General features: G+C 71.6%; 22 protein-coding genes. 20 read left to right on the plus strand and 2 right to left on the minus strand.

The window, feature by feature from the left end; translation table 11 throughout:
- Window positions 1–1,287, minus strand: a complete 1,287-nt coding sequence (locus SPOPO_RS0113830) for a hypothetical protein (protein WP_019875421.1) — start codon at window positions 1,285–1,287, stop codon at window positions 1–3.
- A 314-nt stretch (window positions 1,288–1,601) separates the two neighbouring features.
- On the opposite strand from SPOPO_RS0113830, the gene SPOPO_RS0113835 reads away from it, so the two are divergent.
- From SPOPO_RS0113835 to SPOPO_RS0113925, 19 genes are all read left to right on the plus strand, one after another.
- Window positions 1,602–2,375: an enoyl-CoA hydratase-related protein gene (locus SPOPO_RS0113835; protein ID WP_019875422.1), complete on the plus strand. Its 774-nt coding sequence runs from the start codon at window positions 1,602–1,604 to the stop codon at window positions 2,373–2,375.
- Window positions 2,376–2,378: 3 nt separating this feature from the next.
- Window positions 2,379–3,002 (plus strand): hypothetical protein, encoded by a 624-nt coding sequence (locus tag SPOPO_RS0113840; protein WP_019875423.1) that lies wholly within the window; start codon window positions 2,379–2,381, stop codon window positions 3,000–3,002.
- 12 nt (window positions 3,003–3,014) lie between these two features.
- Window positions 3,015–3,923, plus strand: coding sequence for an ABC transporter ATP-binding protein (locus SPOPO_RS0113845; protein ID WP_019875424.1), 909 nt, complete (start codon window positions 3,015–3,017; stop codon window positions 3,921–3,923).
- The gene (locus SPOPO_RS0113850) at window positions 3,920–4,813 is read left to right on the plus strand and encodes an ABC transporter permease (RefSeq protein ID WP_019875425.1); all 894 of its coding nucleotides are present in this window, start codon (window positions 3,920–3,922) and stop codon (window positions 4,811–4,813) included. The genes SPOPO_RS0113845 and SPOPO_RS0113850 overlap by 4 nt, the downstream gene beginning before the upstream one ends.
- Window positions 4,813–5,763, plus strand: a complete 951-nt coding sequence (locus SPOPO_RS0113855; protein WP_019875426.1) for an ABC transporter ATP-binding protein — start codon at window positions 4,813–4,815, stop codon at window positions 5,761–5,763. Before SPOPO_RS0113850 ends, SPOPO_RS0113855 begins: the two co-directional genes overlap by 1 nt.
- The gene (locus SPOPO_RS0113860; protein ID WP_019875427.1) at window positions 5,760–6,533 is read left to right on the plus strand and encodes an ABC transporter permease; all 774 of its coding nucleotides are present in this window, start codon (window positions 5,760–5,762) and stop codon (window positions 6,531–6,533) included. Before SPOPO_RS0113855 ends, SPOPO_RS0113860 begins: the two co-directional genes overlap by 4 nt.
- Before the next feature lie 2 nt (window positions 6,534–6,535).
- A complete protein-coding gene (locus tag SPOPO_RS0113865) occupies window positions 6,536–7,555 on the plus strand; it encodes an ADP-ribosylglycohydrolase family protein (RefSeq protein WP_245541713.1) in 1,020 nt (339 codons plus the stop codon).
- Window positions 7,552–8,001, plus strand: coding sequence for a MaoC/PaaZ C-terminal domain-containing protein (locus SPOPO_RS0113870; protein WP_019875429.1), 450 nt, complete (start codon window positions 7,552–7,554; stop codon window positions 7,999–8,001). The genes SPOPO_RS0113865 and SPOPO_RS0113870 overlap by 4 nt, the downstream gene beginning before the upstream one ends.
- Before the next feature lie 96 nt (window positions 8,002–8,097).
- Complete coding sequence (locus SPOPO_RS0113875; RefSeq protein ID WP_245541714.1) at window positions 8,098–9,705, plus strand: ABC transporter substrate-binding protein; 1,608 nt, start codon at window positions 8,098–8,100, stop codon at window positions 9,703–9,705.
- Window positions 9,706–9,723: 18 nt separating this feature from the next.
- A complete protein-coding gene (locus SPOPO_RS29570) occupies window positions 9,724–10,383 on the plus strand; it encodes a PadR family transcriptional regulator (protein ID WP_156869887.1) in 660 nt (219 codons plus the stop codon).
- A gap of 94 nt (window positions 10,384–10,477) precedes the next feature.
- Complete coding sequence (locus SPOPO_RS0113885; RefSeq protein ID WP_019875433.1) at window positions 10,478–11,818, plus strand: hypothetical protein; 1,341 nt, start codon at window positions 10,478–10,480, stop codon at window positions 11,816–11,818.
- 13 nt (window positions 11,819–11,831) lie between these two features.
- The gene (locus tag SPOPO_RS0113890) at window positions 11,832–13,325 is read left to right on the plus strand and encodes a coniferyl aldehyde dehydrogenase (protein ID WP_019875434.1); all 1,494 of its coding nucleotides are present in this window, start codon (window positions 11,832–11,834) and stop codon (window positions 13,323–13,325) included.
- 28 nt (window positions 13,326–13,353) lie between these two features.
- The gene (locus tag SPOPO_RS0113895) at window positions 13,354–14,952 is read left to right on the plus strand and encodes a long-chain fatty acid--CoA ligase (protein ID WP_019875435.1); all 1,599 of its coding nucleotides are present in this window, start codon (window positions 13,354–13,356) and stop codon (window positions 14,950–14,952) included.
- Window positions 14,949–15,656 carry a response regulator gene (locus SPOPO_RS29575; protein ID WP_019875436.1) on the plus strand — a complete coding sequence of 236 codons (708 nt, stop codon included), beginning with the start codon at window positions 14,949–14,951 and terminating at the stop codon, window positions 15,654–15,656. The genes SPOPO_RS0113895 and SPOPO_RS29575 overlap by 4 nt, the downstream gene beginning before the upstream one ends.
- Window positions 15,653–17,665: an NADPH-dependent 2,4-dienoyl-CoA reductase gene (locus SPOPO_RS0113905; protein WP_019875437.1), complete on the plus strand. Its 2,013-nt coding sequence runs from the start codon at window positions 15,653–15,655 to the stop codon at window positions 17,663–17,665. Before SPOPO_RS29575 ends, SPOPO_RS0113905 begins: the two co-directional genes overlap by 4 nt.
- Entirely contained in the window at window positions 17,662–18,096 is a 435-nt protein-coding gene (locus SPOPO_RS0113910) for a nuclear transport factor 2 family protein (RefSeq protein ID WP_019875438.1), read from the plus strand. Before SPOPO_RS0113905 ends, SPOPO_RS0113910 begins: the two co-directional genes overlap by 4 nt.
- A 32-nt stretch (window positions 18,097–18,128) precedes the next feature.
- Entirely contained in the window at window positions 18,129–18,611 is a 483-nt protein-coding gene (locus SPOPO_RS0113915) for a DUF6328 family protein (RefSeq protein WP_019875439.1), read from the plus strand.
- A 142-nt stretch (window positions 18,612–18,753) separates the two neighbouring features.
- Window positions 18,754–19,098: a type II toxin-antitoxin system RelE/ParE family toxin gene (locus SPOPO_RS0113920; protein ID WP_245541715.1), complete on the plus strand. Its 345-nt coding sequence runs from the start codon at window positions 18,754–18,756 to the stop codon at window positions 19,096–19,098.
- Entirely contained in the window at window positions 19,091–19,450 is a 360-nt protein-coding gene (locus SPOPO_RS0113925) for a helix-turn-helix domain-containing protein (RefSeq protein ID WP_019875441.1), read from the plus strand. The genes SPOPO_RS0113920 and SPOPO_RS0113925 overlap by 8 nt, the downstream gene beginning before the upstream one ends.
- Window positions 19,451–19,478: 28 nt before the next feature.
- On the opposite strand, the gene SPOPO_RS0113930 is transcribed toward SPOPO_RS0113925, so the two are convergent.
- Entirely contained in the window at window positions 19,479–20,024 is a 546-nt protein-coding gene (locus SPOPO_RS0113930; RefSeq protein WP_019875442.1) for a hypothetical protein, read from the minus strand.
- A gap of 37 nt (window positions 20,025–20,061) precedes the next feature.
- Here SPOPO_RS0113930 and SPOPO_RS0113935 point away from each other — a divergent pair, with 37 nt between their 5' ends.
- Window positions 20,062–20,790, plus strand: coding sequence for a dienelactone hydrolase family protein (locus SPOPO_RS0113935; RefSeq protein ID WP_019875443.1), 729 nt, complete (start codon window positions 20,062–20,064; stop codon window positions 20,788–20,790).
- The last annotated feature ends 13 nt before the right edge of the window (window positions 20,791–20,803 follow it).

Genomic DNA, 20,803 nt, shown 5'->3' on the forward strand with positions numbered 1-20,803 from the left:
CTACTTGACCAGAGCGGCCTTGAGGGAGTCGATCACACCGGCGACGGTCTCGATGTGCATCTTCAGTTCCTCCTCGACGGCGGAGGAGGGAATCGTCCCGTTCGTGATGGTCTCGAAGAACGCGCCCGCCGAGCTGCGGTAGGCGTTCAGGTTCGCGAGGGCGGAGTCCATCTTGGCCTGGTCCGAACCCGCGGCCGCGACGGCGTAGTCGACGAAGTCGGACACGTGCTTGCTCCACGAGTCGTAGAACGCGTCGCCCTTGTCCTTGCCGGCGATGCTGCCGACGGCCTTGGAGATGTCCTTCGAGTTGCTGTCGAGGGCGGCCGCGGCGGCGGTGAAGGCCGCGCTGTCCGCGCCCGCGGTGTACGCGGTGAAGACGGCGACGCCCGCGAGGTACACGTGCGAGGTCAGATAGTCCGTCAGATTCGCCCGGAGGGTGGACGCCTCGTCGTTCGGGTCGCCCTCGCCCTTGGTCGCCTTGTCGACGCCGTCGGCCAGGTACTCGGCCATCATCGGCATGTGCCCGGCGGCGGACTTGAGCAGCTTGTACGCCTTGGTCTCGCCGGCGGCGAAGGCGTCGACGGCCACGGCCAGCATGCCGATGTGCTCGTTGAAGGCGGACTCGACGTCGGCGGCCTTCATCGTCCCGCCGGAGATCTTGGCGAAGAACGTGCCGGAGGACTTCGCGTAGGCGCCGAGGTTCGCGACGGCCTTCTTCTTGCCGGCCTCGTCCTTCGTCTTGGCGGCCACGGCGTAGTTCACGAAGTCGGTGACGTGGCTGCGCCACCGGGTGAGGAAGCCTTCCTCCTCGTCGGGGGCGACCGAACCGATCGCCTTGGCGACGCGCTGGGAGTTGTCGTCGACGGCCTCGGCGGCGAGCTTGAACTCGGGGGAGTCGGCGCCGGCGTGGTACGCCGTCGCGACCGCCATGCCGGCCAGGTACACGTGCTCGGTGAGCAGGTGCGTGAGACCGGCGCGCAGCTCGGCGGCGGGGGACTCGGCGGAGCCCTTCATCTTCGTGGCGGTGGCGATGCCGCCGGCCAGGGCCTTGGCGGTCATCGGCATGTGGCCCGCGGCGGTGATCGCGTCGGCGAACGGGTTGCCCGTCCCCTGCGCGGTGAGCGCCGCGGTGGTCGTGCCGCCGCTGGTGCCCTCGGAGCCCTGTGAGTTCTGCTGGTCGCCGGTCGCGCTCGCGGTGTCGTCGTCGCTGCCGCAGGCGGCGAGGCCGCCGCCGAGGAGCGCCGCGGACAACGCGGCCGCGACGAGGGAACGTGCTGGTGTGCGCATGGGAGTGTCCCGGGGTGTGAGGGGGCTGGGCCGGACGCCGGATCGACGTCTTGCGTCCTCTTCGGGACCGCCGCGCCGGCGGATTGGCGTGGGTTCCCGGCGGGCTGGGTGGGCATCATCACCCTGTTCAGGGAATGAACCACCGGCCCGCACGGTTTACCGTGGATGTACGGGCCAGGCACGCGCCGCGGGGATGTCAGGACCTCGGCGCTGTTGCCGGTGACCGGCCTCACCGGGACGGAGGCCAGGTCACCTGCCTGTGAAGATCGCCCCCGGTGGTTTCCACCGGGGGCGATCGCTCTTAGCGTGGGGGTATGGACGCCTACCAGCACATTTCGGTGAAGCGGGACGCGGAGACGGTCCGCATCACGATGAACCGGCCGAGCCGCCGGAACTCGCTGTCGGAGGACCACCTCCGCGAGCTCACCGCCGCCTTTTCCGAGGCGGGGGAGAGTGACGCCACCGGCATCGTCCTGGGCGCCAACGGGCCGGTGTTCAGCGCCGGGCACGACTTCGGCGACGTGGCCGCCCGCGACGTCAACGGCGTGCGAGACCTGCTCAACATCTGCACGAACCTGATGCAGACCATCCAGTCCGTGCCCCAGGTCGTGATCGCGCGCGTCCACGCCCTCGCGACGGCGGCCGGCTGTCAACTCGTGGCGACCTGCGACCTCGCGGTGGCCGCCGAGTCCGCCGGCTTCGCGCTCCCCGGCGGCAAGGGCGGCTGGTTCTGCCACACCCCGGCCGTCCCGGTGGCGCGCAACATCGGCCGCAAGCGGCTGATGGAACTCGCCCTGACGGGTGACATCGTGGACGCCACCACCGCCGCCGAGTGGGGCCTGATCAACTACGCCGTCCCGGACGACCAGCTCGACCGGGCCGTCGACGACCTGCTCGCGCGCGCCACGCGCGGCAGCCGCTCCGGCAAGGGCATCGGCAAGCAGACCCTCTACGCCCAGCTCGACCGGCCCGAGGCGGATGCCTACAACATCGCGATCCCGGTCATGGCCGCCCTGTCGCAGTCGGCCGCCGCGAAGGAAGGCATGGCCGCGTTCCTGGAGAAGCGGCACGCGGTGTGGCCTGATTAGTCCGTGGACCTCGAGCGCACGACTCTGCTGCGCGAGCTGCTGGCCGGAACGGACTGGACGCGGCGGACCACGGAGTTCGCCCGGTCGCTGCGCCGGGCCAAGCACCCGCCCGGTGGGCTGCTCCTCGTCGGGACCCCGACGGCGGAGCCCTGGCACCTCGCCGCGCACCTGGACACCGAGGCCGAGCTCGCCGGTCTGGCGGAGCTCGCGCCGGTGCTCGTCCGCCACGCGGTGCCGGCCGGTGCGCCGCCGCACCTCGCGGTCGACCTGCGGCGCCTGGAGGCCGTGCGCCGCGGGGAGACCCTCCTCGTCGCGGCCTCCGACACCCCGGGCGAGGCGACGCTGGAGCGGGTCGCCGACGCCCGCCGCGCCGGGGCGACGGTCTTCGCGCTCGACGCCGGGGACCGCGACCTCGCCGGGCTCGCGCACGACCGGCTCAGCATCGGCCCGGACGGGCTGGTCGCGGACGGGCTGATCGTGCCCGTCGGGGACGGGTTCGAGGTCGCCTCGCACCTGGTGAGCGCGGCGGCGGGACAGCCGCTGCCCCGGCGCGGGCTCCGGGGCCGGCTCGCCTCCGCCCTCGACGCGATCAGCGGCCCCGCCCCACGGCCCCAGCGATCTTTGTAGGCTCGGCCGGTGATGATCACGACGGCCGCCCTCACGCGGCGGTTCGGAACGTCGGTCACGGCGGTCGCGGACCTCTCGGTCGACATCCCCCCGGGCATCACCGGGCTGATCGGCGCCAACGGCGCGGGCAAGTCGACGCTGATCAAGATGCTCCTCGGTCTGCTCCCACCCTCGGCCGGCACCGCGAAGGTGCTCGGGCACGACATCCGCACCGAGGGGGTCGCGATCCGGGAGCGGGTCGGCTACATGCCGGAGCACGACTGCCTGCCGCCGGACATGTCTGCGACCGAACTCGTGGTGCACATGGCGCGCATGTCCGGCCTGCCGCGCGCGGCCGCCCGCGAGCGCACGGCCGACACGCTCCGGCACGTGGGTCTCTACGAGGAGCGCTACCGCCCGATCGGTGGCTACTCCACCGGCATGAAGCAGCGGGTCAAGCTGGCCCAGGCGCTCGTGCACGACCCGCAGCTGGTCTTCCTCGACGAGCCGACCAACGGCCTCGACCCGACCGGGCGCGACGAGATGCTCGCCCTGATCCGCCGGGTCGGCACGGAGTTCGGCATCTCCGTCCTGGTCTCCTCGCACCTGCTCGGTGAACTCGAGCGCACCTGCGACCACGTCGTCGTGATCGACGGCGGGAAGCTGCTGCGCTCGTCGTCGACGGCGGAGATCACCGCGAAGGGGGCCGTGCTGGTGGTGGAGGTGACCGAGCGCGGCGAGGAGGTCGCCGGGGCGCTGCGGGCGCAGGGCCTGGAGGCGACCGCGAACGGCGACGTCGTCCAGATCGGGCTCGTCGACGACAGCACCTACGACGCCGTGCTCTCGGTCGTGACGGGCCTCGACCTCGGCCTGGTCCGCCTCGAGCGGCCGCGGCACCGGATGGCCGAACTGTTCGCGACGCCCGCGGGCGGTGCCGCATGAGCGTCCCCACCCAAGGGCCCCGCGGCGGGGTCATCCACGATCTCGGGTTCCGCCATTACGAGGGCCCGCGTGCGGGTTCGCGCGCGATCGCGCTCGCCCTCTACGTCGACACCCTGCGCGGCGCGTTCGGCCTCGGCCGGACGGCGAAGTCGAAGATTCTGCCCGCGATCCTGCTGTTCGCGCTGGTGCTGCCGGCGGTGATCATGGCGCTGATCGTCGGCATCGACAACCGCCTGACGATGCCCGCGGACTACACCGAGTACGTCCTCGCGACCTCAGCGCTGACGAGCCTGTTCATCGCCGGCGCCGCGCCCGCGAACGTCTCGCGCGACCTGCGGTTCCGGGTCGTCGCCCTGTACTTCTCGCGGCCGCTGCAGCGGGTCGAGTACGTCCTCGCGAAGTACGCCGCGCTCGCGAGTGCACTGTTCCTGATGATGGCGATCCCGCTGATCGTCATGTACGCCGGCGCCCTGCTCGCCAAGCTCTCGATCGGTTCGCAGACCCCGAACTTCCTGCGCGGTCTGGGCGGCGCGGCCGTGACGGCCGTCCTCGTCGCCGGCATCGCGGTGACGATCGCCGCGATGACCCCGCGCCGCGGTGTCGGCGTCGCGGCGATCATCGTGTCGCTGATCGTCCTGGCCGGCGTCAGCGGCACCGTCACCGGTGTCGCGGACGAGAACGGCGCCGAGACCACCGCCGCCTACGGCGAACTGATCTCGCCCTACGCGCTCGCCCACGGGGTCCAGCACTCGGTGTTCGGCGGGCCCAGCGAGGCGACCGTCCCGCCGCCGGGCGCGACCGGGGGTGCGATCTTCGTGCTGGTCGCGGTCGCCCTCGTCGCCGCGTGCCTCGCGCTGCTGATGGCGCGGTACCGGAAGGTGTCGATCTGATGGCGACCCTGCGCATCGACGGCGTCTCCCGCTGGTTCGGCAACGTCGTCGCCGTCAACGACGTGACGATGGAGTTCGGCCCGGGGGTCACCGGTCTGCTCGGCCCGAACGGAGCGGGCAAGTCGACGCTGATCAACATGATGGGCGGCTTCCTGCCGCCCTCCTCGGGTGCGGTCACCCTCGACGGGCAGTCGGTGTGGCGGAACGAGGGCATCTACCGCCGCCTCGGCCTCGTCCCCGAGCGCGAGGCGATGTACGACGTCGTCAGCGGTTACGACTTCGTGCTCGCGAACGCCCGGCTGCACGGCCTGCCGGACCCCGCGGCCGCGACGCGACGGGCGATCGAGATCGTCGACCTCGTCGACGCCCAGACCCGGCCGATCTCCACGTACTCCAAGGGCATGCGCCAGCGCGCGAAACTCGCGACCGCGCTGGTCCACGACCCTCAGGTGCTGCTGCTCGACGAGCCGTTCAACGGGCTCGACCCGCGCCAGCGGCTCCACCTGATGGACCTGCTCAAGCGGATGGCGTCCGACGGCCGCACGGTCATCGTCAGCTCGCACATCCTCGAGGAGGTGGAGGAGCTCGCCGACCGGATCGAGGTCATGGTCTCCGGCCGTCACGCCGCCTCCGGTGGCTTCCGCGAGATCCGCCGCCTGATGACCGAGCGCCCGCACCGGTACACGATCCGGTCCGGCGACGACCGCGCCCTCGCGGCGGCGATCATCGCCGAGCGGTGCGCGTCCGCCGTCGAGCTCGTGGTCCCGAACAACGCGCGGGTCGCCCCGGGTGTGAACGCCGACGCGAACCTGCAGGTCCAGGCCACCGACGTGGGGGAGTTCGTACGCGTGCTGCCACGGATCGCGCATCAACGGGGGATCCGCCTCTACGAGGTCAGCCCCGCCGACGAGTCGCTGGAGTCGGTGTTCGCGTACCTGGTGAACCGATGAGCACGCACACCGGACACGCGCCCACCATCGGCGGGCCGTTCAACATGACGGTCGCTCAGCTGACCATGCGTGGCCTGCTCGGCCGCCGTCGCATCATCTTCCTGCTTGCGCTGCCGGCGCTGCTGCTCAGCCTTGCGATCCTGATCCGTGCGCTCGCCGGTCAGGACGACGAGGTGACCGCCGGCGTCGCCGGGGGCCTCGGCCTCGCGGTCTTCGTCCCGCTGATGGGCGTCATCGCCGGCACCGGTGCGATCGCGCCCGAGATCGACGACGGCTCGATCGTCTACCTGCTCGCGAAACCGCTTTCGCGCCACACGATGGCGACAACGAAGGCGATCGTCGCGATGGGAACGATCGTGCTCTTCTCCGGCGTCCCCGCGGGCCTCGCGGCCTTCCTGATGTCGGGCACCGACAACGACCTCGCGCTCGGGTTCCTGGTCGGGGGCAGTGTCGCCGGGATCGCCTACGGGGCCGTGTTTCTGCTGCTGGGAGTTCTCACCCGCAGCGCGGTGCTCGTGGGTCTGCTCTACGCGCTGGTGTGGGAGACGCTGGTCGGCAGCTTCATCCCCGGCGCGCGGACGCTGAGCATCTCGCAGTGGGCGAGCTCGATCACCGAGGAGATCGTCGGGCCGGACGTCGCCGACAGCCTCGGCCTCGAGTCCGCGGTCAGCCTGGGTGTCGGCATCCCGATGCTCGTGATCGTCACCATCGGGGCCACCTGGTACGCCGGCCACCGCCTGCGCACGATCCGCTTGTCGGGGGAGGAGTGAACGTGGCGGAGCCGATCGCCCCGGCCGCGGTGCGCAACCGCGCCGCGGGGGCCCTGCTCGGCACGGCGGCCGGTGACGCCCTCGGCGCCGGCTACGAGTTCGGCGAGCCGATGGCGGCCGACGCCCCCGTCGAGATGCGCGGGGGCGGCGGCTTTGGTTGGGCGCCGGGGGAATGGACCGACGACACCGCGATGGCGCTCGTGATCGCCGACGCCGCGGCGACCGGCGACCTGCGCGACGAGGCGGTCCAGGACCGCATCGCCGCCGGGTGGGCCGAGTGGGCGCGCGACGCGACCGACGTCGGCGTCCAGACGAAGAAGGTCCTCACCGCCGCGGCCGCGGCTGCCGGCGGCGTCCCGACCGCGAAGCACCTCCGCGCGGCCGCGACGGAGCTGCACGCCGGCACCTCGCGCACCGCGGGCAACGGGTCGCTGATGCGTACGGCGCCGGTGGCGCTGGCCTACCTCGGGGACGCCGAGGCGTGTGCGGAGGCGGCGTTCGGCCTGAGCAGCCTGACCCATGCCGACCCCGAGGCCGGCGAGGCGTGCGTGCTGTGGTCGCTCGCGATCCGGCACACCGTCCTGACCGGCGAGCTCGACGCCCGCGTGGGGCTGCTCGGGCTGCCCGTCGAGGCGCGGGAGAAGTGGCTGCGGCGGCTGAACGAGGCCGAGCGCGAGCCGGCGACCACCTTCCGCGACAACGGTTGGGTCGTCCACGCGCTGCAGGCGGCCTGGGCGTGCATTCTGCAGACGCCGGTGCTGCCCTACGACCCCGACCAGCACCTCGTCGACGCCCTGGAGAACTGCGTCCGGGCGGGCGGGGACACCGACACGGTCGCCGCGATCGCCGGGGGCCTGCTCGGCGCCTGCCACGGGATGGGTGCGATCCCCCAGGACTGGGCCGACGTCCTGCACGGGTGGCCGGGCCGGTCGACCGACGACCTGGTCCACCAGGCCCGCGAGCTCGCCGCCGCGAGCTGGGCCGAGGACCCGGACGCCGAACTGTTCGACCTTCCGGAGTGAGTGTGCGTTACGCCGAGGACTTCGTCGTGGGGACGGAGTACCGGTTCGGCCGCTGGCCGATGACCGAGGACGACATCGTCGCGTTCGCGAAGACCTTCGACCCGCAGCCGATGCACACCGATCCTGAGGCGGCGTCAGCCGGGCAGTGGGGCGGCGTCATCGCGAGTGGCCTGCACACGATGGCGGTGTACCAGGCGCTGGTCGTCGAGGCGGTCTGGGCCGATGTCGTCGGCAAGGCCGGCCGCAACGTCAACGCACGGCTGCGCCGGCCCGTCCGTCCCGGCATGGTGCTGACCGGCAAGGCGATGATCACCGAGGTGACCCTGCGCCCCGAGAAGGGTGACGGGATCCTGGCGTGGCGGGCCGAGCTGGTCGACGAGGCGTCCGGCGAGGTCGTGCTGATCGTCGACGCGGACGCCGTGCTGTATCTGCGCCCGGCGGCCTGACCCTCACGGGCCACCCCTGGCACACGCGTCCGGTTCTCAGGCTCCTCTCACCCGGGGAACTCTGCGGAGTACAGCCCCCGGACCAGAGGAGAGACCGTGTCCAGAAGGAGCAGGCGTCCGCGGTTCGCCGTCCTGCCGATCGCCGTCAGCGCGGCTTTGGTGCTGACCGCGTGCGGTGGTGGCAGCGACAGCGGGGACGCGACGGCGCAGACGGACCCGGCCGCGGTCGCCGACGCGGCCGGGGCGCCCGCGGGTGCGGCGGCCGCCCCGGTCGAGGGTGCGGCCCCGGTGGGAGCGCCCGGAGAGGCACCGGCCGGAACCGCTCCGGTGGGTGCCGCCCCGGTGGACGGCGCGGCCCCGGTCGCCGGGGGAGCCGCGGCGCCGACGGCGAAGAAGGGCAAGGCAGCGAAGGGCGCCGGCGGGGCGGCTGCGGTCGGCAAGGCCTCGACCGTCTCCGGCGTCACGAGCATCGACAACGCCGCCCAGGCCGCGGAGAACGAGCGAATCGCGGCGGCCAAGAACGGCGCGACCGACATCGGCGTCACGAAGGACTCGATCAAGCTCGGCACGGTCTCCGCGCACGGCATCGCGCTCGGGAACCTGCTCGTCACCCCGATGGTGAACGGCATCAAGGCCGCCTTCGCCTCGATCAACGACCGCGGGGGCGTCCTCGGCCGGCGGCTCTCGCTCGTCGACTGCGACGACGGCCCCGGTGAGGTCTCACGGTCGAAGGCGTGTCTGAAGAAGCTCGCCGGCCAGGACAAGATCTTCGCGCTGCTCAGCTACTCGAGCTGGGCGTCGGCGTCGATCCACTCGGACCTCGCGCAGTACAAGCTGCCGGCCGTCGGGACGTGGGCCTACTCGCAGACCGAGTGGCAGGACCCGTACATGTTCCCGACCCACATGTCGATGATTCACGAGGCGATGGCGAACGCCCACTGGGTGAAGAACGTCATTCAGCCGAAGACGTACGGCCTGGTGTGTCTGACCAGCCCGGAGATGCAGCTCTCCTGCAACGAGGTGCAGCGCGTCCTCGACGCCTCGGGCTCGAAGATGGTGAAGAAGCTCGACGTCGCGATCACCGAGACGTCGATGTCGGCGCAGATCCTGTCGCTGCGGGCCGCGCAGCCCGAGCACGTCGTGCACTACGTCATCAACCCGGCGACGATGGCGAAGTTCATGGTCGAGGCGACGCAGCAGAACTACTACCCGCCCAAGGGGATCTCGGGGAACCACCTGGCGGCCGAGGTGCTCGGCTCGCTGTTCGGCAAGCACCCCGTGAACCGCTACTGGACCAACACCACCTACAAGCTCTGGGGTCCGGAGTTCATGGCGACGATGGCGAAGTACGCCCGCGGCAACAAGGGTCTGAACCACCACATCGTCCAGGCGAACTACGTCGGCAGCCTGATCTTCGAGCGGGCCGCGAAGGCCGTCGGTCCGAACCTGACGCGTGAGCGGCTGATGGCCCAGCTCGGCAACGGCGACGTCTACGCCTCCGACGCCTCGCTCGATCAGCGGTTCTCGTGGAGCAAGGCCGAACGGGGTGGCTCGTACGACAACCAGACCTGGAGCAAGGAGATGGGCCAGGGCCGGGAGTACATGTACAAGTACACGTCCACGAACACCGTGGCCGACCCGAACGGCGCTCCCTCGGGCTTCCAGCCCGACCCGGACCAGTTCGTCATCTACACGCACAAGTAAGGCCGCTACCATCGGACCATGACGGTCCAGAATGAACGATCCACGTCGGACAAGGGCGCTGGGGCCGAGAAAGCACGACTCGGCCCCAGCGCCTATCTCGTGCTCGGGTTCATCGCCGAGCTCGGGCCCTCGACGCCGTACGACCTCAAGCGCGCGGTCGCGCGCTCGATCGCGTACTTCTGGTCGTTCCCGCACTCGCAGCTCTACGTCGAGCCCGAGCGGCTCGCGAAGCTCGGGCTGCTGAGCGAGGAGCAGGAGGAGCACGGCCGCCGCCGGCGCCTGTTCTCCATCACCGACGCGGGCCGCGAGGCCCTGCGCGAGTGGCTCGAGTCGCCGAGCGCCACGCAGACCGAGACGCGCGACCTCGGCCTGCTCAAGCTCTACTTCGCCGACCTCACCTCCCCGGAGCGCGTGAAGGAGATGGCCGAGGAGCAGATCGCGCTGCACCAGGAGCGGCTGCGCGAGTACGACGCGATCGCGGCGGACATGGCCCGCTTCGAGACGTTGTACCTGCACCAGATCCCGATCCGGATGGGTTACCTGTTCGAGGAAGCCTTCATCACCTTCTGGACCTCGATCCTCGAGAACCCGCCGTCCCTCGACCCCCGGATCCCGCCGCTGTTCGAGGAGAAGCCGGGCCGCCGATCGGCGAGCAAGGGGGAGCGCCGCAAGCGCTGACGAGCGGGCCGGGGGTGGCCCGCGGGGGCCAACGAAACGATTGACTCTGCATGGTCCAGGTTGAATCATTGGGCCGAGCCCCCGAGGAGGAGTCATGACCGTCGCCCCCGAGCGCCCGTCCTCGGCCACCGGTGCGTCCTTGCCCCTGACCGGTGCCGACGAGATCCGTTTCGCGCACATCGACGCGCAGCTCGACGCGCTGCTGCCGCGCGGCGGCAAGCCCGTGTACGACTCGGTCGTCATCGCCGGCGGGAAGGGCATCACGGCGTGGACGCTGGCGGCGCGACTGGCGCGCAGCGAGCAGTTCGCGGGCAAGGTCGTCGTCGCCGGTGAACCGGTGGCGGAGACCCGGCAGATCGCCAACGGGTGCTCGATGCGCGGCGCGTCGGCGGACTGGTTGTCCTACGCCGTGCGGCGTCCGCAGGCGGAACTCATCCGCCGGATCGCCGGACCCGCTTTCGCCGGGCAGCCGGTGGCGACCCGTCAGTTGACCGCGATGGCACGTCCCGGCATCGACGGTCACTGGGAGATCGGGCCCGCCGCTGCCTGGCAGGGTGGCCGGCGCGGTTCGAACCGCCCGGTCATGTACGGCGGCCGCAACTCGCGGATGGCCGGCGCCATGCGCGAGATGCTCGACGCGGGGGCGATCGTCGACGTCGACGACCCGATCCGTTCGCTCGACGACGCCCGCGCTCTCGCGCCCGGCCGCAAGCCGCTGTTCGTCAATCTGACGAAGAACCCCAAGCTGTTCGGGGCCTCCGCCCCGCCGATTCAGCGCGTCACGCTCGCCTGGCAGTGCGCGTTGCGGGCCGGGTCGGGCGGCCTGCGCCACCCGCTGACGGGCACGACGGCCTTCGCGCCGCTCGTTCACCGCGACGGGGCCGTCAACGTCGGGTATTTCACCCCGTTCGCGGACCCGCTCTCCCCGGACGCGACCTGGTACGGGCTGATGGTCCGTCCGGTCCGGTCGGGCCCGGAGAAGATCGACAAGGCGCGCGAGGTCGCCGCCCTGCGGGAGGAGGTCCTGGGCATCGCCGAGGCCGTCGGACTCGAGCCCGTCGACGTCGAGGAGACCTGCTTCGGCGGCCTCGCCCCGGCGCCCGCGTTCGGGGCACCGAACCGCTCGGCGCCGGGGACGCTGGAGTTGCGCCGGCTCGCGACGCCCGGGGCCATCGCCTACTACGCGGACGGCATCCTCGGCGGCGCGATCGGCGGCGTCGTCGCGGCCGAGGCGCTGATCCGCGGGCACGACCCGCACGACGCCGTCGTGAAGGCGCTCAAGCCGATCCGCTGGTTCAACGACCTGTGGTGGTTCGAGACCGCCCGCATCCCGAAGCTCGTCGACCTCGCGATCGGCACGTCCCGCCTCACCACGCGGATCGCGATGGCCTATCCGCACTCGTACTCCCTCAACCACTGGGCCAGCCGGGCCTGAGGAGGCTCCTGTCGTGACCGACGTTCTCACTCCGCCCTCCGCACAGCTGACGGAGCATCAGCTGGTGCCCGCCGCTCCGGCGGCGGCGGCCGAGCTCAAGGCGGTCCTGGACCGGCAGCGCGCCGACTTCTCGGCAGCGGGCCCGCCGTCGCTGCTGCGGCGCCGGAAGGACCTGCGCAAGCTGGAGGACCTCGTCCTGCGCAACCGCGTCCCGCTCGCCGAGGCACTGCGCGAGGACTTCGGTCACCGCTCGCGCACCGAGACCGAGATCGCCGAGATCGTCGGCTCCGCGCACTCGCTGCGGTACGCGCGACGCCACGTCGGGATCTGGATGCTCCCGCGGCTGCGCGGCACGTCGATCTGGTTCCTGCCGGGCAGCAACCGCGTCGTGGCCCAGCCCAAGGGCGTCATCGGCATCGTCGCGCCGTGGAACTACCCGGTCCACCTGACGATGGCCCCGCTCGCGGCGGCCCTGGCGGCCGGCAACCGCGCGATGGTCAAGATGAGCGAGTTCACGCCGAACACGACCGCTCTGCTGACGCGTCTGCTCGGCGAGGCCTTCCCGGTCGAGCAGGTCTACGTGACCGGTGGCGACGCCGACGTCGCGCGTGAGTTCTGCTCGCTGCCGCTGGACCACCTGCTCTTCACCGGGTCGACGCAGAACGGCCGGGCCGTCATGCGCGCGGCCGCGGAGAACCTGACCCCGGTGACGCTGGAGCTCGGCGGGAAGAGCCCGGTCGTGGTCGACGAGCGGTACTCGATCGAGGAGGCTGCGCAGCGCATCGTCTGGGGCAAGCTGTTCAACGCCGGCCAGACCTGCGTGGCGCCCGACTACGTCCTTGTTCCCGCGGGCACCGAGGACCGCTTCGTGCGCGCCGCCACCGCGGCCGCGCGTTCGCTCTACCCGACGCTGACGTCCAACGAGGACGCGACCGCGATCATCAACTCCGGCCACTACGAGCGGCTCCGCTCGCTGATCGAGGACGCCCGGGCCCAGGGCGCTTCCGTGACGGTCGCCGAGCACGGCGACACCGGTCAGGACATCGGGGACCCCGCGACCCGGAAGCTCCCGCTGCACGTCGTCACCGGCGTCAGCGACTCGATGCGCCTGGCTCGCGAGGAGATCTTCGGCCCGGTGCTGCCGGTCGTCGGGTACCGCAAGCTCGACGAGGCGATCGGGTACATCAACGACCGGCCGCGGCCGCTCGCGATGTATCTGTTCACCCACAGCGGTCGGCGCAAGCGCGCGCTGCTTCAGCGCACGACCAGCGGCGGCGTCACGGTGAACGACACCCTGCTGCACTACCTGCAGGACGGCCTGCCCTTCGGCGGCAGCGGCGAGAGCGGTATGGGTTCCTACCACGGCCGCGAGGGGTTCAAGACGTTCTCGCACCACAAGGCGGTCTTCACCCAGCGCGGGGCGCTCGGGTTCACCGGGACGAAGCTGCTGTACCCGCCCTACGGGCGGGTCGCCTCGCTCCTGCTGCGGCTGATGCGCCGCATCTGACGTCCCCCTCGAGCGAACGGGATCTTCCATGCACGCCCTCATGATGGAGCGGCCGCTCCTGCTGTCCGCCGTGCTGGAGCACGCCGAGCGGCACCACCCGGAGCGGGAGGTCGTCTCGGCCGAGTTCGGCGGTGGGGAGCGCCGCACCAGCTGGGGCGAGGTCGGGCACCGCGCCCGCCGGCTCGCCACCGCGCTCACCGAGCTCGGAGTCCGCCCCGGCGACCGCGTCGCGACGCTGGCGCTGAACACCCACCGCCATCTCGAGGCGACCTACGCGATCGCCGGCCTCGGCGCGATCGCTCACACCGTCAACCCGCGGCTGGATCCCGAGCAGCTGGTCTACGTCCTCGAGCACGCCGGCGTCGGCGTCCTGCTCCTGGACCCGCCCTTCCTCCCGCTGATCGGCCCCCTGGCCGACCGGCTGCCCGGTATCAAGCACCGGGTCGTGCTCGCCCCGGCGGGCGCGGTCGCGGGGGAGCTGAGCTACGAGGAACTGCTCGCGGGCGGGTCGGACTCCTTCGACTGGCCCGAGTTCGACGAGCGCACCGCGAGCGGGCTCTGCTACACGTCCGGCACGACGGGGCGACCCAAGGGCGTCCTGTACTCCCACCGCTCCTCGGTGCTGCACGCGATGGCGGGCGCACTGCCGGACGCGTTCGGGCTCGGCGCCGCCGACACGGTCCTGCCGGTCGTCCCGATGTTCCACGTCAATGCCTGGGGCCTCCCGTTCACGACCGCGCTGGTCGGAGCGAAGCTGGTCCTGCCCGCCGACCGCCTCGACGGTGCCCGGCTCGCGGACCTGCTCGACGCCGAGGGCGTCACGTTCACCGCCGGGGTCCCGACGATCTGGCACAACCTGCTGACGCACCTGGATCAGACCGGTCGGAAGCTCCCGGCCCTGCGGCGGGTCGCCTGCGGTGGCTCGGCGGTGCCGCCGTCGATGATCGAGGCGTTCGAGGTCGGCCACGGCGTCACGATGTGTCAGGGCTGGGGCATGACCGAGACCAGCCCGCTCGGTGCGGTCGGCGCCCTGAAGCCGGGCATGGAGAACCTCGACCGTGCGGAGCGCACGCGGATTCAGGCCGCGCAGGGTCGCGCGTTGTTCGGTCTGGAGTGGAAGATCGCCGACCCGGCGGGCGAGGCCCTGCCGTGGGACGGCATCGCCGCGGGTGAGCTGTTGGTCCGCGGCCACTGGGTCGCGAGCGGGTACCTCGACCACGACGCCGAGGTGTTGCGCGACGGCTGGTTCCCCACCGGCGACATCGCGTCCATCGACCCCGAGGGCTACCTGCGCATCACCGACCGGGTGAAGGACGTCATCAAGTCCGGCGGTGAGTGGATCTCCTCGGTCGAGCTGGAGAACGTCGCGATGGACCACGCCCACGTCGCGCAGGCGGCGGTGGTCGGCGTGCCCGACAGCCAGTGGGGCGAACGCCCCGTCCTGTTCGTCCAGCCGCCGCCCGGGGTCGAGCCCGACGTTGCGGCGGTCCTGGCGCACCTCGGGGCCCACCTGCCGCGCTGGTGGGTCCCGGATCGGGTCGAGGTCGTGGAGGCGCTCCCGCTCGGGCCCACCGGCAAGGTCCTCAAGCGCGAACTGCGCGCCCGGTTGACGGAGGTGGCGCCGTGACGGTCACCGAACTCTCGCCGCCGCCCGTAACCACCACGACGGTCGGGGTCGTCATCATCGACCGACACCGGCTGTTCGCCCGGGGGATGGAGGCCGCGCTGGAGGACGCCTCGTTCGGGCGGGTCTCGGTGCTCGGCACCGGCGACACCGTGCCGCGCGTGTGCGATCTGATCCGGCGTCACCGCCCGCGGGTCGTCATCGTCGACCTCGGCCTGCCCGACGCGCTCACCGCGCTGTCGACGGCGCGGCGCCGGTACCCGAGCGTCCGCTTCGCGGCCATGGCGCCCGAGGCCGAGGCCACCGACGTCGCCGTCTCCGCCCTCGCGGCCGGGGCCGACGGCGTGCTGCTGCGTGACGCCGACCCCGAGGCGGTCGCGACCCAGTTGCTCGCGATCGCCAGTGGCGGCACCGTGGCACCCCCCGCGGTGCTGGCGAGCCTGCTGCGCCGCCGACCCGCCGACGCGGTGCTCTCCCAGTTGCGCCGGGCCGACCTCGAGCTGTGGCGGATGGTCGCCGAGGGCCACGAGACCGTCGTCATCGCCCGTCGGCTGTGCGTCTCCGAGCGCACCGCGAAGCGGATGGTCGCCCGGCTGCTGCAGCGGGTCGGCGTGGCGAACCGTGTGCAGGCCGCCGCGCTCGCCGGCCGCTGCGGCGTCCTGGACTCGGGGCGCACGCCGGACCGCATGGAGACGGAGCACCCGTGAACTACCCCCACCTGTTCACCCCCCTCGCGCTGGGACACCTGACGTTGCCCAACCGGGTCCTGATGGGCTCGATGCACCTCGGGCTGGAGGAGGCCCCCGGTGGTTTCGAGCGCATGGCGGCGTTCTACGCCGAGCGTGCGCGGGGCGGCGTGGCGCTGATGGTCACCGGCGGCATCGCGCCCAGCGAGGTCGGCCGGCCGATGGAACGCGGCGCCACGATGACCTCCGCCGCGGACGTGCTTGACCACCGCATAGTCACCGAAGCCGTCCACGCCGCCGGCGGCCGGATCGTCATGCAGGTGCTGCACTTCGGGCGGTACGCCAAGCACGAGGGCCTCGTCGCACCGAGCGCGATCCGCGCGCCCATCAACCACCTGACGCCGCGTGAGATGACGACCGACGAGGTCGACCGCACGGTCGACGACTTCGCCCGGGCCGCCGAGCTCGCCCGCGAGGCGGGGTACGACGGCGTCGAGATCATGGGTTCCGAGGGCTACCTGATCAACACCTTCCTCGCCGGCTGCACCAACCGGCGCACCGACGAGTGGGGCGGCGACGCCCGGGCCCGCATGCGCTTCCCGCTGGAGATCGTGCGCCGCACCCGTGATCGGGTCGGGTCCGACTTCCTGCTCCTGTTCCGGCTGTCGATGCTCGACCTCGTCCCGGGGGGATCGACGCTGGCGGAGACCCTTGAGCTCGCCAAGGAGCTCGAGGCCGCGGGGGTCGACATCCTCAACACCGGCATCGGCTGGCACGAGGCGCGGGTGCCGACGATCGCGACCCCGGTCCCGCGGGCCGCGTTCGCCGAGGTGACCCGGCGGCTGCGCACCGGCGTCGGCATCCCGGTCGCCGCGAGCAATCGCATCAACACTCCCGAGGTCGCCGAGTTCCTCCTCGCCGACGGGGTGGCCGACCTGGTGTCGATGGCCCGGCCGCTGCTCGCCGACCCGGACTTCGTCGTCAAGGCCCAGGCCGGTCAGGCCGAGCGGATCAACACCTGCATCGGGTGCAACCAGGCCTGCATCGACCACACGCTCGACGGCCGGATCACCTCGTGTCTGGTCAATCCGCGTGCCTGCCACGAGACGCTGCTCGACCTCTCCCCGACCCGGCTGCGCAAGCGCGTCGCGGTCGTCGGGGCCGGTCCGGCCGGGATGTCCGCCGCGCTCACGGCGGCCCGGCGTGGGCACGAGGTCGTCCTGCACGACGCGGCTGACGTGATCGGTGGTCAGTTCGATCTCGCCCGGCGGATCCCGGGCAAGGAGGAGTTCGCCGAGACCCTGCGCTACTTCGCGGCCGAGCTGGTCGCAGCCGGCGTCCGGTTGGAGCTGGGCCGGCGCGTGCTGGCGGCGGACCTCACCGGGTTCGACGAGGTCGTCCTCGCCACCGGGGTCGACCCGCGCGTCCCCGAGCTCGAGGGCATCGACCACCCCAAGGTCGTCGGGTATCTGGAGGTCCTGCGCGGCGAGGTGACCGTCGGCGCGCGCGTGGCGATCGTGGGCGCGGGCGGGGTCGGCTTCGACGTCGCGGCCTTCCTGACCCAGGACGGACCGTCGGTCAGCACCGACGTCGAACTGTTCTTCCAGCACTGGGGCGTCGACCCCGACTTCCTCGCCCCCGGCGGCCTGGTCGACGCTGGCCCGGCGCACTCCGCGCGGACGGTCCACCTCCTGCAGCGCAGGAGCAGCAAGCCGGGGGAGGGGCTCGGTCTCACCACCGGGTGGATCCATCGCACCGAGCTCGCGCGCCGCGGCGTGCGTATGGTCGCCGGCGTGACCTACCGCCGCGTCGACGACGAGGGTTTGCACATCGAGACCGGCAACGGACCGCTCACTCTGGAGGTGGACCACGTGGTGATCTGTGCAGGACAGGTGCCGCGACGCGACCTGTACGACGACCTCGTCGGGGCGGGGGTGTCGGTGCACCTGATCGGCGGGGCCGACGTCGCCGCCGAACTGGACGCCAAGCGCGCGATCGCGCAGGGCACGACGTTGGCGGCGGCGCTGTGAGCGAACTCCTGAATCTCCCCCCGGCGGTGGCGAAGGGCCTGGCGGCCTGGCACCACATGGTCGCGACCAAGGACCTGTCCGGCCTGGAGTCGCTGATCCACCCGAACGCGACCTTCTCCTCGCCCGCTTACTGGAGCCCCTACACCGGTTCGGCCGCGGTGACGCACGTGCTGCAGACCGCGATCTCGGTCTTCTCCGACTTCACCTACCATCGGCAGTTCGCCACCGAGGACGGTCACCACATCACGCTCGAGTTCTCCGCGAAGGTGGGCGAACTGGAGCTCAAGGGCGTCGACCTCATCGGCTACGACGCCGACGGTCTCATCGAGCGGTTCGAGGTGATGATCCGTCCGTTGCGTTCGCTCGCGGCCCTGGCCGAGGCGATGAAGCAGCGCGTCGACCTCACCGTCCTGGGCAAGGCGCCGCGATGAGGGTCAGCGCGTCGGCTGGGTAGTTTGACCGGGTGAGCATCGAGGGCCCGGTCTTCGATCGGAACGAGACCCCGCTGCAGCGCCTCGATCGGCACTGGGCCGAACTGCTGCAGGAGGTGCGGGTCGTCCAGACCGGCGTCCAACTGCTGACGGCGTTCCTGCTGATCCTCCCGTTCCAGGACCGGTTCTGGGAGCTCAGCGACCGGTCCCGGGGGCTCTACCTCGTCGCGGTCGCGCTGTCGGTGACGTCCACCGGCTGCCTGATCACACCGGTCGCCATGCACCGGCTGCTCTTCCGCCAGGGCGCCCGACCCCAGCTCGTCAACGTCGCCCAGAAGTTCGCCCTCGCCGGCATCGCCCTCCTCGGCGCGGCTGTCTGTGCCGTCCTCACCCTGACCTTCGGCATCGTCGCCGGCACCGCCTGGGGCATCACCGCGGGCTGCCTCGCCCTCGCGTTCTTCGGCACCGCCTGGCTCGTGGTGCCCCTTCTGATCAAGCGTCAGCTCAGGGCCTGAGCGCTGAACGCGGCGCCCCGCCGCGCGGGTGAGCTGGGTTGTGGGTGGCGCCGCCCAGAATGCGATTGGAGCACACTATGTAGAACATAGACACTATAGAACGCTGGGGTTATGCTGGGTGGAGCGGTGGGAAGTTCGTCTGTTGCCCGAGGTCGAGGACTGGTTCGAGCAGTTGGAGCCGGATCTCGCCGATCGGGTGGCCGGTGCAATCGCGCGGTTGGCGGAAGAGGGGCCCGGGTGCGGGCGGCCGACGGTTGACAGCATCAAGGGTTCCAAGGTTCACAACTTGAAGGAGTTGCGTCCGGTCACCGGAAGGCGGAGCGCGCTGCGGATCCTGTTCGCTTTCGATCCGGCGCGACGAGCCGTCCTGTTGGTCGCCGGAGACAAGGTCAACAATTGGAGCAAGTGGTATCGGGACGCGATCCCGACGGCTGAACGACGTCACGCAGCTTGGCTCGCTGGAGAGTACGGAGACGACGATGAGTGACACGAGCGGCAAGAAGCGCCCGGCTCGCGCGTGGTCTGCCGTGCGAGAGGAGGCCCTGCGCCGAGGTCAGATCACGGAGGAAGGCGTCGCCCGGGCCCGCGACGTGCACGTTGCGCTGGAGAAGGCATACGCGTTGCGCGAGGTCCGCAGGTTGCGCGCCGTGACTCAGGAGACCTTGGCCACTCAGATGAAGGTCTCCCAGCCCCGTATTTCCGCCATCGAACGTGGTGAGCTCTCTCGGACCGAGATCGGGACGTTGAAGGCCTACGTGGAGGCGCTCGGCGGCAAGCTGCGGGTTGTCGCCGACTTCGAGGACCGAACGGTCACTTTGGACGACGAAGCCTCCGTGTGACGGCCTCGAAGTTTGGACTGACGGCAGATCAGAACTTCAGCATCGGGGCGGGGCGCAGGGGGTTCTCGCGGATCCCGCGGGCGGCGGCGCGGACGAGGAGTGGTCGGAAACCGCGGGCGGGATAGGTGGCGGTCAGCGCCCGGTAGTCGGACCGGCGGGCGCCGGGGACGTTGATGAGCCCGGCGGCGACGTCGGTCAGGTCGGCGCGACGGAAGGCCTCGACCAGCGGGTCGTCGTGCCGGGCCTTCCGGATGCGGTGGTGCTCGGTGATCATCGCGGCGACGAGGTCGGCCTGGGGTGCGCCGGGGCCGCCGAGCTCCTCGACGGCGCGCGCGGCCGACGGCGGGAGGTAGTCCCAGGTCCGGTCGAACCAGATTCCGGCGTCGTGGAAGAACGCCGCGACGCCGAGGGCGTCGGCGGTGTCCGGACGGACCTCGGTCTGCAGACCGACGAGCCCGATGACGCGGTGCACGTGCCCGCGGTAGATCGGCAGCGTCGGACCGAACGTCCCCGCGTTCTTCTCGAGCAGGGCGTCCGCGACCTCGTGGGCGCGGTCGAGCGGGGCAGTGGTCACGGTGATCTCCCGTCGGTGGGTGTTCTAGCGTGCTCTCGTGGAGATTCCGAGCGCAATCCTGGACACCGAAACGCCCGACGGCCCGATGGCGGTGCTGGTCAAGCGCCCGGCCGCGGGGGAGTTCCCGACCGTCGCGATGTTCCACGACGGGCCCGGCATCCGGACCGCGACGCACGTCTTCTCCGAGAAGCTCGCCGGCGCGGGATACCAGGTCGTGGTGCCCGACCTCTTCCACCGCCACGGCCGTCTGATCGGTTTCGAGCCGGCCCAGCGCGCCGCCGACCCGTCGATCGGCGAGCGGATGATGGGCATGGTCCGCAGCCTCACCGACGACGGGATCCAGGCCGACATGGACGCCGCGCTCGCCGCAGCCGGTGTCGACCCGGCGCAGCCCGTGGTGACCATCGGGTTCTGCCTCGGCGCTCGCGCGGCCACCCGTGCGGTGCTGACCCGGCCCGAGCGGTACGTCGCCGGGGCGCTGTGGCACCCGTCGTTCCTGGCGGACGACGCCGATACCTCCCCGCACCGGCGCGGCGCCGAGCTGACCCGTCCGCTGTACATCGGGATCGGCGGCGCGGACCAGATCCAGCCGCAGGAGAAGCAGCAGCCGTTCCTCGACGCGGCGCTCCCGACCGGTCTGGTCGACCTTGTCGTCTTCGACGGCGCCGACCACGGCTACACCTGGCCCGACCACCCCAGTTACCACGAGCAGGCCGCCACGGTGAGCTTCGAACGGACCACTGCGCTGTTCGCGAAGGCCCTCTGAGGGATCATGCTCG

Origin of the sequence: Sporichthya polymorpha DSM 43042 (genome assembly GCF_000384115.1) — a bacterium.
In the GTDB taxonomy this organism is placed as follows: domain Bacteria; phylum Actinomycetota; class Actinomycetes; order Sporichthyales; family Sporichthyaceae; genus Sporichthya; species Sporichthya polymorpha.